General features: G+C 41.0%; 9 protein-coding genes. 2 read left to right on the top strand and 7 right to left on the bottom strand.

The genetic code is table 11. From position 1 onward, the window contains the following. The 3 genes from LXL81_RS22505 to LXL81_RS22495 all read right to left on the bottom strand — a co-directional run bounded on the left by LXL81_RS22505 (nucleotide 1) and on the right by LXL81_RS22495 (nucleotide 5,563). A complete protein-coding gene (locus LXL81_RS22505) occupies nucleotides 1-3,486 on the bottom strand; it encodes a TonB-dependent receptor (protein WP_234649072.1) in 3,486 nt (1,161 codons plus the stop codon). A gap of 211 nt (nucleotides 3,487-3,697) precedes the next feature. Continuing rightward, nucleotides 3,698-4,765 carry a FecR family protein gene (locus tag LXL81_RS22500; protein WP_234649070.1) on the bottom strand — a complete coding sequence of 356 codons (1,068 nt, stop codon included), beginning with the start codon at nucleotides 4,763-4,765 and terminating at the stop codon, nucleotides 3,698-3,700. Nucleotides 4,766-4,960: 195 nt separating this feature from the next. Further along, nucleotides 4,961-5,563, bottom strand: coding sequence for an RNA polymerase sigma factor (locus LXL81_RS22495; RefSeq protein ID WP_234649068.1), 603 nt, complete (start codon nucleotides 5,561-5,563; stop codon nucleotides 4,961-4,963). 326 nt (nucleotides 5,564-5,889) lie between these two features. Between LXL81_RS22495 and LXL81_RS22490 the strand changes: the two genes are divergently transcribed. Then, nucleotides 5,890-6,837, top strand: a complete 948-nt coding sequence (locus LXL81_RS22490) for a heme-binding domain-containing protein (RefSeq protein WP_234649066.1) — start codon at nucleotides 5,890-5,892, stop codon at nucleotides 6,835-6,837. A 3-nt stretch (nucleotides 6,838-6,840) separates the two neighbouring features. Continuing rightward, a complete protein-coding gene (locus LXL81_RS22485; RefSeq protein WP_234649064.1) occupies nucleotides 6,841-7,308 on the top strand; it encodes a cytochrome P460 family protein in 468 nt (155 codons plus the stop codon). Between the two features lie 88 nt (nucleotides 7,309-7,396). Here LXL81_RS22485 and LXL81_RS22480 read toward each other — a convergent pair whose 3' ends face one another. The 4 genes from LXL81_RS22480 to LXL81_RS22465 form a co-directional block, all read right to left on the bottom strand. Continuing rightward, complete coding sequence (locus LXL81_RS22480) at nucleotides 7,397-8,698, bottom strand: DUF5690 family protein (RefSeq protein ID WP_234649062.1); 1,302 nt, start codon at nucleotides 8,696-8,698, stop codon at nucleotides 7,397-7,399. A gap of 12 nt (nucleotides 8,699-8,710) precedes the next feature. After that, nucleotides 8,711-10,081, bottom strand: a complete 1,371-nt coding sequence (locus tag LXL81_RS22475; RefSeq protein ID WP_234649060.1) for an aspartate aminotransferase family protein — start codon at nucleotides 10,079-10,081, stop codon at nucleotides 8,711-8,713. 91 nt (nucleotides 10,082-10,172) lie between these two features. Next, on the bottom strand, nucleotides 10,173-11,843 hold the full coding sequence (locus LXL81_RS22470; protein WP_234649058.1) for an alkaline phosphatase family protein: 1,671 nt from the start codon (nucleotides 11,841-11,843) through the stop codon (nucleotides 10,173-10,175). A 34-nt stretch (nucleotides 11,844-11,877) separates the two neighbouring features. Further along, on the bottom strand, nucleotides 11,878-13,425 hold the full coding sequence (locus LXL81_RS22465) for a SusD/RagB family nutrient-binding outer membrane lipoprotein (protein ID WP_234649056.1): 1,548 nt from the start codon (nucleotides 13,423-13,425) through the stop codon (nucleotides 11,878-11,880). Nucleotides 13,426-13,443 lie beyond the last annotated feature (18 nt).

Raw genomic sequence — 13,443 nt, 5'->3', positions numbered from 1 at the left:
TTAAAATCCAAGTTGAATACCGCCAAGGAATGTTCTTGGTTGCGGCAAATTGGTCCGGTCGTCAATACCACGGGAGAAAATGTAACTTCCACCACTTTGCGTACTTACTTCGGGATCATAACCTGTATATTTTGTGATTGTCAAAAGATTTTGCGCCGCAACATAAAAGCGGATACTACTGAAAACGTGACCGTTGCCAATGCTGCTGACAAATGACTTAGGAATTGTATATCCCAGCGTAATATTCCTGATCCGCATGTAAGCACCGTTTTCCAGCCACCAGTCCGACGGCCTGAGGTTACCATCGCCCGTTGCGCTTTGTCCTGCTCTTGGAAGTGCAGCTACGTCGCCAGGATTTCTCCATCTGTCTAAAATTCCGGTTGTCGCATTATGTCCGGTGGATTCGTTTAGTGTTACGAACTTAAAGGCATTTAACAATTTCAATCCGGAAACTCCCGAAACGACCATATTGAAGTCGAAGTTTTTAAAATTAAGCCCTGCATTAAAACCGTAAACGATCTTTGGAATCGGATTGCCAAGTATTTTCTGATCATTCACATCCACCTTTCCGTCTCCGTTAAGATCCTTGAAAATAAAATCTCCCGGTAATAGTCCTGCCTGATAAACAGCCGAAGCATCGCCCGATTTTGCTTTTGCAGCCGCGTTCAAAGCGTCAATTTCCGCCTGATCTTTTGCTACGTGATCCTTGTTATATCCGTAAAATGAACCAATTGGGGAACCCGCAGTCGTGTAGGTGAAAGTTGGAAGGTTACTGAATGAACCTGCCTGAATTGGCGCAGCAAATTCACTTCCCAAAGAATTTACGATGTTTTTATTACGTGCAATATTTCCGCTGATCGTATAAGTTAAGCCGTTACCTGTTGAACCTCTGTATCCGGCTGAAAACTCAATTCCTTTATTTTGTGCACTCGCCGCATTAGCATATTTGCTCGGCTGAGTACCGCTCTGAGATGCACCTGTACTTCCCGGAACCGGAACACTTACAAGTAAACCGGTACTTTTTCTGTTGTAGTAATCAACGGTGACTGTCAGTTTATTATGCAGAAAACCAAGATCCAATCCTACATCTGTCTGATCTGTGGTTTCCCAACGGATATTTGGATTTGACAAAGTACTGATGGTTGTTCCAGGATTAAATCCCTCGTTCGTGCCCAGAGAATAAACCAGGTTTCCATTAGGATTTCCACTGAAAGTCAGAACGTTGGTGATACCGGTTGTAGGAATCGTGTTATTTCCGGTGCGTCCCTGTCCTATCCTCAACTTACCATCGGTAAGAAATGACAGATTGTTTTTAACAAAATCCTCATCAATAAATCTCCACGCCAGACCAAGACCGTAGAAGTTCCCAAAACGGTTATTTGCTCCAAAGTTTGATGCACCATCCCGGCGGAAACTTCCTGTTAAAACATACTTATCATTGAACGAATACATACCCCGGGCGAAAAATGAAATTACCGATGCCCGTGCATAACCATAACTTGAACCCGAAACCGTTTGAGACTGCGCTACGCTAATGTTCTGAATGGAATTGTTTGGAATATTTGTTCCTTTGGCATCCACACTCGACGAATGTCCCGGATCAAGATAACTGTTACCCAAAGTAGCTGAGATCGAATGTTTTCCAAACGATTTGTTGTAGGAAAAATAATTTTCAAGTGTGTAAAATGAATAGTTATTGTATCCTAAAGTTGCCTGCTGCGGTTGTGTCAGATTGTTACCCGCCGTGTAACCATATTGATAACCACTGTTTTTACCTCCACCGATTTCGGCAGATAATTGCGTTCTGAAACGCAAGCCTTTGATCAGATCCACTTCTGCAAAAACCTGCGGGAAAAACACAAATCCTTGTGTTACAGGATGGTTTAGATTGATGGCGGCCAGCGGATTATTACCACCGTTGAAGTCATCTACGTTTGTTGTGATAGAATAACCTCCCGGAATTTTTGGATCCAGAATGTCTTTATAAGGAGCGTAGGACACAGCTTCCGTAATATTCGCCAGCTGACCTTCATCTTTTACATAACGAACATTCAGCGTTTGACCCAAATGGAAACGGCCAAGTGATTCGTCAAGACTGAATCTTCCGTTCACCCTTTTGTCGGTATAGTTTTTCACAATGGCTTGCTGATTCATGTAACCAAGCGAGAAATTGTATGTAACTTTTTCACTTCCACCGCTGATGCTCAGGTTATTCTGGGAAACCAGGGCTGATTGAAAAATCTGTTTCTGCCAGTCATTCCGGTCAACACGTACATCTGCCGTGCTGAATTTCTCAGGCAAAACTGCGTTGGTAGTAGCAGCGAAATCTTTTAACAGATCAACATATTGAGACGCATTCAATAAATCAAGTTGTTTCCATGCCTTTGCAACACCCCATTGCGAAGTGAAGTTTATTTTTGGTGCACCTGAAAGACCTTTTTTTGTAGTGATAATGACCACACCATTGGCAGCCGCAGAACCATAGATAGCTGTCGAAGATGCATCTTTCAGTATTGTAATATTTTCAATATCCTGAGGTCCCAGGGTATTGAACATCGTTTTACTACCCTGAATACCATCGATTACATATAACGGATCAACCCCCGTAAACGAACCCGTACCTCTGATAAGTATCTGGGAATCAGAACCAGGCGTACCGTTGGATTGTAAAACCTGCACCCCGGCAGATTTACCGATCAATAATTGAGAAGCGTTTGTAGCTGTGGTTGAACCTGCATCTTTTGCAGCCACAATGTCAACAGAACCTACTACGTCCTTTTTACGCGAGGTACCATAACCAATCACGACAACTTCATTCAGTGATTTATCATCAGGCGCCAGACTAACATCAAAAACTGACCTGTCTCCCACTGGCAATTCCAGTGTTTTATATCCAACAAAACTGAATACGAGTACTGCCGATTTGTCCGCCACATCTACACTGTAACCGCCATTCACGTCTGAAACAGTACCTGCTTGTGTACCTTTAACGCGCACACTCACACCGGGCAGCCCCTCGCCCTTTTCATCCGTAATTTTCCCTGAAACTTTAAGATCCGCAAATGATTTCAGCTCTGTTGCCAGTGACGATTCTTCTCTTGAAATCACCGCCTTCTCTGTTGTCAGTAAAATCCTGCCCGATTTCGTAAGTTCGTAGGAGATTCCCAGCGGTACTAAAAGTGAATTTAAAGCGGTAGATAGTTTCTGATTTGTCACATGAAAAACCACTTCCCGGCTCGCACCTATTGCCTTGTTGCTATAAACAAATTTAACATCAGCTCTGTTTTCTATTTGATTTAAGACATGCCGCAATTCAGTTTTTTCAGCATTAACAGTAACCGTACGTTCCAAAACCTCCTGTGCTCTTCCTACATGTCCGGCGTATGTAAACCCTGCGAAGGATAAGCAAAATATAATTTGTGTCAATGAAATTTTCATGAGCAGATAGAGACAGGCACGACCTTTCCTTTGTCGATTTTTTTTCATAGTTTCGATTGTTTTTTGTAAAAAAAATAGGTTCATATTTTCTCCTTCCTGTATCTTGCCGGATACTTGTTGAGAAGAAGGTATTGCAAAGCCGGTAACGTTCCACCGTTATCGGCTTTTCTATCCTTTCCAATTCAGAAAAGGATAAATTTTTGGAGGATTTATATGATCATATTGACAGGTTTATTGGTTATAATTTTCTTTAAGCTTATCAATCACAACCATTTCCGGTAATTAATATCCTGGTACCTTTTATTTCGTAACGGGCCGTATTTGCCTTGCATATTAAATCCAGTTTATCATAAAGCGGGATTTCGGATATGTCGCCGGTGAACGTGCATTTTTCCAGCAACTCGTTTGCAAATACGATTTCAATACCATATTGTTTTTGGAGCTTCGTGGTAATATCCAGCAAGGCTTCGTCATTGAAAACCATATTGGCACCGGTCATATTTTCGGGAATAAGAATAGGTTGCTCCACAATACCGGTCAGCAAATGTCCGCTTTCTTCATCATATGAAACTCTTTGATTAGGTGTCAGAACGACTCCCTGGGTATCTTTCACAGCCTTTTTATTGTGGCTGATATGTATAAATCCATTTTCAAAAACAGATACTTTTCCTGTTAATACTTCCACCTCGGTCGTAAAAGATTCCTTATTGGTTTTGACCCAAAAACTGGTACCTAACACTTTGGTGACCAGTTTTCCGCTATAAACGAAAAATGGTTTCGCCGGATTTTTTGATATTTCAAAAAACGCGTCTCCTTCCAGCTGTACTTCCCGTTTATCTCCGGAAAATACATGTGGATATGAAATTCGGCTTCCCGGGGCCAGTGTTACCAGGCTGTTATCTTCCAATCGTATTCGCTGGATCGATGTTGAACTGTTTAAGGACGATTTTAAATTTCCTTTTTGCGAATGCATAACCAGGGATTCACTTTTCATGGCTGCATGCTCCTGATTTTTCTTGAACAAAAACGAAAATCCAAGCAACAGAATAACAGCCGCTGCCATACCATATTTTAAAAAAGAGGATTTCCACCAGACAGAATGCACAACCGGTTCCTCCGCGTGTATACGTAAGAAAGGTCGATTTATATCCTGACTTATTTTTTCAAAAATTTTATCTTCCAGAGATGATTTTTCATCCTTATCCATTGAAGCTGTGAAATCCTTGTTAAGGCTTTCATACCACAAATGAATCTTCATGATTTCATCTTCCGTACATTTTCCGCGGCGGTAGCGTAAAAGGAGTTCCTGAATTTCGCGATCAGACATTTGACATTAACTTTACTTGTAAAAAATTAAAGGGCTTAGTATAAATAGCTAACTATACATACAAGCCGCATAAGTATACATTTCCCCTAAATGATTTTATTTAATCTTTGAAAGATTATACGATATAGCTATTAATAACCAAACAAACTTTAAATAATTCTATTAAAGTTAAATAGTGATTAATCTGGTGTCCGATCAATACAGAAAAGCGGAGGCTATTACAAGGAGAGAAATCAGGATTTCTTTTAAATAAGTTCTGATGGATTTTGTGGCTTTGGTAAGATGATATTCCACAGCTTTTTCTGATAAACCAAGTTGACTGGCAATTTGCCCAACAGCAAAATGCTGAAAACGGTTTAACCTGAATATTTCCCGGGATTTGGCAGGCAGGATTTCCAATCCTTTATCGATCATTTGTACCAGATCGTTGAAAGCGACTGTATTTTCGGTATTTAGTTCTTCAAATGATGAAAACGTTTTGTAATATTCAGCATAAGTTTGCTGACGACCAGCGGCACGGATCTGGTCAATTACTTCATAGCGAACCGCAGAAAAAAGATAAAAATCCAGCTGTGAAATCCGGATTGTTTCTCTTTCTTTCCAAAGTCTTGTGAAAATATCCTGAATCAGCTCTTCTGCAAGTGCACTATTTTGCAATTTTCGCTGTGCGACGGAATACATTCTGAACCAGTATTCTTTATAAATAAAAGTAAAGGCATCTCTGTCACCATTTCTCAATCCCTCTATTAAATCCGCTTCGGATGGTTTTTTATAATCTACCATTGTCAATTTGTTCACAATCCGGTAATTGCAGTTTGCGTATAGTAATTAACGAGTAATTCGACAAAATTATATTTTTTATTGTAATTATTCTACTAAAAATTTGGCATATGTATACTTCCTCTTAGCAGCTTACGCAAAGTAAAGTACTATTTGATGCAAATTGTACTCCTTCGAAATGATTAAAATTCTTTTAATCCCGCAATAAAATTGTTACAGGCTGATATATAAAGTTTTAGACATTGATATAAATTTTTATCCATTTATTATTAAATCAACAATCGCATGATTAACAAATAATTTTAATTTCCGTAAATTTCCATGTAAACAGTCCCTTGATGAAAATGATGAAAAAAAATAGTGTATTGATTTTTGTTGTAGCGATCCTGATTTTTATAGCAATGCAATATGCAGGACCGGATATCAAAAATCCACCGGTTACCACGGCATTGCCCGTTCCGGATGATGTCCGGCTAGTGCTAAAAAAAGCTTGTTATGATTGTCATTCCAATGAAACCCAGCTTCTATGGTTTGATAAAATCGCCCCGGCTTCCTGGATGGTTGCGCAGGATATTGCAGATGCAAGAAAAGTGCTTAATTTCTCTACCTGGGATAGTCTGGCACCGGCGGATCAAAAAGCAAAATTGTTTGAGGCCTTCAACCAGATTTCGTTAGGTGCCATGCCACTAAAACAATATGCAGCATTACACCCGGAAGCGAAGTTGTCTGCCGTTGATATTTCAGTATTGAAAAACTATATAACCAGTCTGGTTTCTGTCAAAACTTCTGATACTTCCCGAATACATGCTGCAAACAAACAATATAACGAATGGGTTGGAGCGAAGACTAAAATTGAAAATGTAAAACCTTCGCCAAATGGCATTGAATACATTCCGGATTTTAAAAACTGGAAAGTAATCAGTACTTCTGATCGTTTTGATAACGGAACGATGCGGGTCATCGTGGCGAATGATATTGCAGTGAAAGCTATTAAGGAAAACCATATCAATCCCTGGCCCAACGGAGCAACATTTGCCAAAATCGGGTGGGAGGAACTGATCGATTCTACCGGAAAAGTGAACTCCGGAGAGTTCAGGCAAGTGGAATTTATGATCAAGGACGATAAAAAATATGAGAAAACGGCTGGCTGGGGATGGGCCAGATGGAAGGGAATGCAGCTGACGCCCTACGGGAAAACGGAAACATTTACCCAGGAATGTATTAACTGTCACAAACCGGTGAAGGATAATGATTTTGTGTTTACCATGCCTCTTCACCTTAAATCTAAATAATCCATGAAAGATATAATCAGGTTGAGCTTTTTATCCTTGCTTGGTTTGGCAAGTTGCGCAAAAGAACATTTATATAATGAAAGTGCTTCATTGGCTGACAGCACCAAAATTTCAGGTGTTCTGGAAGGAAAAGTTATTACGAGTATGGTTGACAAAAAAGAGAAAACCATGTCTACGTTATATGGAAATGATATTGCGGCAGAACATGCAAGAAGTGCTAAGGATGAAAAATATCCGGCTGGTTCAGAATTGTCACTCGTAACATGGTCCCAGAAAGACGATATTCATTGGTACGGTGCCAATATTCCTGGCGAAATAAAATCCGTTGAAATCGTAAAGTATGTGTCTGCTGACTCAATAATTTTAGAAAGTTATGAAGGAAAACCGTTGCAACTGAAAAAAACAGATATTGAAAGTGCGGATAAAAAAATTGGGTATATTACCGGCCAACGCGCAGCCGTTTTGCCTTAGAAGCCGACTGATTTCCAGACTTAGTAAATCAAACGTCCGAATGCCCGTAGTATACCTACAAAACCTTCGGACGTTAAAACTTATTACTCTAAGCAACAGCTACATAACTGTCTTTTTCCTTTTTTTTCAATCTTCTTCGATGTCTTTCTAAGTATAGATTTCCAAATATGAGTAAAGCCAGACTAACCGCCGCTTGCAGATACGTAAACTGTATCAATACTTTCGACCAGCTTAACTGCTTCATAAATAATTCCTTATATAGTAATAATCCCGCACTGCCCAGATATCCTATACTTTCGCACATGTAGACAAAAAATCCTGCGTTGGCCCTGATCCGGAACAGTGCGATCATACGGTCAAACAAGGCGGACTGGATTACGGTAAATCCCAGAAACATTCCGGTACCAATCATCAGCATCCAGTAAAAACCACTTATCATATGCATTTCAAAAAGGAAACTGGAAACCCCGCTCATCACGACGCCGGTAAAAATGACCAGATTTGTCATTCGGAAACCGATCAGGTTATTTTTGATAAAGGCCAGACTTGCTACCACAATCAGGACTATAAATCCAGTGATCATTTCGGTTTTTGATAAAACAGAACTTACCCAGCCTACCGAAATTTCATTCCAGATCTCAATGGTAAAATTATCCCGAAAATCCCGCCCCACGATCAGCAGCGCATAACAAATGAGAATACATAACACGGGAAAACCATATTCTTTTAGCGCACTTTTTTTGTCCTGATCCGTCATCGGTTCCCTTTCTGTACGAAGAATTTTGTCCTCATTTGTTGGCGCAGGCATCATGTGAAGCATCCAGACAAACAACAGGAAAAACGGGAGGAAAAGCAATCCCATCAAAAATGGCATCCAGAATTCTGTTACGTATGGCAACATTTGATGTACTTCCAGATAGGTCGTTTTAAGCATTCCCGAAGCGGCTATAATACTGATATTCAGCCCCAACGCAATCATTTCAGTGAACCGGCGACCTTCAAGAAAGCTGAAAACGACACCGTAAACCATCCCCAAAGGCAGGCCATTGATGAACAAAAAAATGAAATTGTATGGATATGGAACCAGACCAAAAAATAATAAAGCAACCTCCGCAACCAGTATCAACAGAATTATAAGCTTTACCCGATCAGGGGCCTTTAATTCTGAAATAACCTTAATTCCTGCGAATTTTGACAACGTGTAACCCGCTACCTGGGCTAGTATCAAAATGGATTTATAGCCAATTCCCCATAGCTCCAACCCTTGATAAAGACCTGAATTAAAGGGCTTTCTGAAAGCATACATACAAAAGTAAGCACCAAATGACGCCACAATTGACCAGATAACAAATAACGTATTGGAGCTTGACAATGCTTTCTTTACTTGCATGATCCGGTATTTTCAATTAACGTTTTCTACCAATGAAGCTACTTCCAAAGCATTTTCAAGAATTTGCAACGCGGCTTTCAACTCTTCACGCGTAATGGTCAAAGGAGGCGAAAGCTGCAATACATTTCCCTGAGAAACTTTAAAACTCATTCCGTTTTTCAGACATTCGTACATGACAATCTCTGCTTCACGAACTGCCTTTTCTTTTGATCTTCTATCATTTACCAATTCAATACCCCAAAGCAGGCCGATTCCGCGTACGTCACCGATAAGTGGAAATCTTTCAGCAAGCATGTCAATTTCCTTCCGCATGAACAACGCGTCATCCTGCACTTTTTCGAGGATGTTATTTTGCTCAATAAATTCAAGCATAGCCAGTGCTGCTACACTTCCGAGAGGACTTTTTTCATGCGTGAAATGTCCCAGCGAAATACTTCCGGCAACATTATAACTTTCACGCGCAACAATTGCCGCCATCGGCATTACCCCCGCCCCGAGGCCTTTTCCAAGACAAATAATATCCGGCTCGAAACCATAATTTTCGAAGGCAAACATTTTTCCGGTTCGTCCGAATGCAATTGGAATTTCATCCAGAATTAACAAAACTTTATGACGTGTGCATATTTCCCTGACTCTGTCCCAATAAGCCTGAGACGGAATTTGAACATCCGTATTTCTAATTGTTTCTATAACAAAGGCACCGATATCTCCTTCTTTTTCAATCACATATTCAAGATAATCCGCATAAGCCAGATCGCTGTCACCCGAAGAAATAAACGGACCGCGGTAGGTCATAGGCGGTGGAATTCTTTCAACCCCAGGCATAAGCGGCCCCATATCTTTACGAAAATCCAGTTCCCCACCAGCAGATATAGCATCAAGAGAAGCACCATGAAATGAATCCCAAAGCGAAACAATTTTATGTTTTCCTGTAACAATACGCGCCAGTTTGAGTGCCATACTGATGGAAGAAGTACCACCCGGCGCAAATAGAACACGCTTTAAGTCACCCGGTAAAAGCGACCCCAGTTTTTTTGCCAGTTCAATGGCAGGAACATTTGTATATCGTCTTGGTGAAAAAGGAAGAATATCAAGCTGGGCTTTGATTTTGTCGAGCACATATGGATTCCGGTATCCAACCTGGTGCACGTTATTGCCATGGAAATCCATGTATTTTTTGCCCTGGATATCTGTCAGATAAATTCCTTCACAGGATGCCAGAACATCAAGACAAGGTGTTGACAAAGCCTGGTGTAAAAAATATTCTGCGTCCTGTTCAAGATAAGAAAGCGTATCCGCATCTTTGATTACAGCATACCAATTGCTTCTTTCCGAAGTCAGGTTAATGTCTCCTTCGGTTCTGTTATGTTGTTTTTCACTCATTATTTTAAAATTTCACCGGATCAAATTTTTATTCAAGATATTAAATTAACCCGGGACTTTCGCCCCGGGTTGTTTAGGAATAGTCAGGGTATTATTTGGTAAAAAGTTTATCAGCCGGGATCAGCTGTTTGGTAATGCCGGGACCTTTGTAAAAAGCGTCAAGCCAGAAACCGCCGCCATTATTATAGTAATCTACGCGAATGGAATGTTTTCCCGCAGTAAGTTCAGCAGAACCGGTTGCTTCCTGCACACCGTGATTTCCATCATTATCTACGACTTCTTTTCCGTCAATAAAAAGTTTGCTGCCATCATCCGACTGCGTCGAAAAAGTATACTTTCCCGCTGTGTCGATCCGGATAAATCCGGAAAACTGAATTGCAAAGCTGAAATTATCTTTTTCAACCATACCATTAATCTGGTCGCGGTTGATATTGAATTCAGGACTGATCCAGGATGATCCTTTTTTCAAAGTTGTGAAAACAGGCACTTTTGTCAGATCTTTTCCCTGATAGAAAGTTGTGTTCAGACCATTTCCCATACCTGGTTTTACCAAACGGTAATAAGCGGTTGAAAGTGGACTTCCGTTCCCTTTTTCATCAAAGGTTTTTGCCTTTACAACCGTCGTTTTGTTTATTGTAAACGGTGCTTTATAAACAGGCGATGAAGTTTTCGGTTCAGATCCGTCAGTCGTATAATGTGTTACTCCTTTTTCGGCTTTTGTTTCAATTTTTACCGTTGACGTTTCCGTGGTATACAACCCACCAGCCTGCTGATACAGTTTTCTCTCAGGATAAATGACAGGTTGTGCAACCGTTTTCTCTCCCAGATATAAATTTTCAGGCTCCGAAAAACCTTCAAAAACAGGTTTTACCGGGCGACCGATCCAGGCATATGGCTGTTTTATGTTAAGTGCAAAAGCGATAGTAGCCGCCAGATCATAGGTATAAACCTGTTGTTCAATTTTATAACCTTTTTTTACATCCTTGCCATAAAATATTCCGGCAATTTCTGCTTCCTGAGGTGTTGCGCCGCCATGACCGTAACCAATTCCGCCGTGGTCTGCCCAGATGATAACCAACGTTTTGTCTTCAATTCCGGCGTCTTTTATCCCTTTCAAAATCTGTGCAACCAGAGAATCCGTCTTTGCTATTGACTGATAATATTCCGGAGAGCCATGACCGCCGTGATGCCCGGCGTGATCGACATGATCAAAATGAACAAATCCAAGTGCCGGCTTTTTCTCTTTGATGTAACGAATAAAATCTGTTGCCGTAGAATCTTCTGTAGAAAAACGTTTGTCATAATTGACGGCGCTTTTTTGAAATAATCTACCAAAACCATCCCAATGATAAACAGTACCAATTTCCACATCAGGTTTTTCTTTGTGAAGCACACTGAAAATGGTTGGGAAACGGCCGTCCGCTTCCTGTACAATCGGAGGCAAACTGTGGTCATCAAGCTCCCAATCGTTATTAATCACACCATGTTGTTCCGGACCTGCACCGGAAATCATCGAAGCCCAGTTCTGGCTGCTGCTGGATCCTAAAACCGTACGGACGTTCCATTTTACGCTGCCATTGGCAATCATGTCGTGAATGACCGGTGATTTGGATTTTTGAATCCCATCCGGGCTCAATCCGTCCACGCCAATCACAATAACGTGTTCAATACCGTCAGGGAATTTTTCACTTTCTTTTTTGCAGGAAATAAATAAACCGGCAAAGGCAAGAAAAGTAAGGGTTTTGGAAGTTTTAAATTTCATTGCGTTAAATATTATGACCAGAATCAATTAAAGATTATTGTTTGTCCCACCAAACGTGTGTTTTTAAGTCATCTGCGCCACCAAGTAAAGCGACACCTTTGCTGTAATTTGCTTCATTAATCCGCAATTCATCGGCTGGATAAAACATTCTTCTTGGCACATAACCGGGACCTACCGGCCCAACCGGAATATTTGGTATACCCGTTCTCCTCCATTCAGACCAGGCCTCATAACCAACCAGATACAAAGAAATCCATTTTTGGATGGCAATTTTTTCAAGCTTTTTATCCGTCGTTCCGGTGTAAGCAACAGCATCCTGTTTGAAATAAGCGTCGTCGGCAGTGATACTGGCAGGAGTTAGTTTTAAATATGATGTGGCGTAATTAGCAGGGATTCTGGATGCCAGGTATGTAAACTGATCTTTGATACCGTTTTGGTAATACGTTCCCGCAGCAGTTGTCCCACCAGAAATGTATCCTTTTTCTGCCGCCTCAGCCAGAATAAATTGTACTTCTGAATAACTCATCAAAATCCCTTCGCCCGCCTTTGCATTAGCAAGATCCGGACTGTATTGAATCGACATCCAGATCATACCGGATGGTGAAGTAATGTTTGCATTTGGTAATGATCCGATTCCGTTCAAATCTCCCGCATAAACAAATTTGGAAGGATCCGGGCGGTTTCCGCTGGCGTCAATCGCGCTGCTTGCCGGTGTTGGAAGTGCATAAACATACAGTCTTTTATCGTTCATTTGTGTCAGATAATCTACCAGTTGTTTCGTTACCTTCGTATTCGTCCCGCCGTTGCCGGAGCGGTAATATGGAGATTCATTGGCAGGAATATCGGCAATGTATTCAAGCGCTGCCTGGTCTGCATTGGAAGTAAAAAGAGGATACGTTGTGACGTTTTCAACAATCTTTTTCATTGCCGCACTCGGGTCAACTCTCTTCGACTGGCGCATCAACAAACGGAGTTTCAAACTATTTGCGAACTTTCTCCAGTTGGCAGTATTTCCATTGTATAAAATGTCCCCCGTAACAGACTCTGTCCCTGTACTCAGCAAAGTATTCGCTTCTTCAAGATCTGACAATAATCCTGCATAAACCGCTTCCTGAGACTCATAGGTAGGATTACTAACGCCCGTAAGTTTTGCACTTGCAGCATCGCGAAATGGAATAGGGCCATAGATATCGGTTAGATTTTGAAACATCCAAGACCGAAGTACCATGGCAATTCCTTTGTAATTTTTCAAGCCCTTCTCTTCCGAAAGCATAATGACTTCGTTCAGATCACGGATATAATCATAATTGCTCCACAAAAAATATCCGCTGGCGTCAGCTCTTGCCCAGTTGCTGAAATTACTTGCATAATCTGAGGCAAGTAAATTAGCAGCGACACTGCCCCGGTCATACGAACTTTCGTAGTTTCTGTTGACAGCCGAACGGATCGCATTTGGTAAAAGAAGACCCACATTGGTCACTTCATCCGGCGAATTTGGATTTGTATTGATTTCCTCAAAGTCGTTGGTACAGCTTAAACTAAGCAACAGTAACAAGAATGGTATAAAGCTTAACTTTTTCATAATTTCTGGTTTTGCCGT

The sequence above is a fragment of the Dyadobacter sp. CY356 genome (assembly GCF_021440195.1).
GTDB lineage: Bacteria > Bacteroidota > Bacteroidia > Cytophagales > Spirosomataceae > Dyadobacter.
The sequence above is the reverse complement of the archived record's forward strand: the minus strand, read 5'-3'. Positions and strand labels throughout refer to the sequence as shown.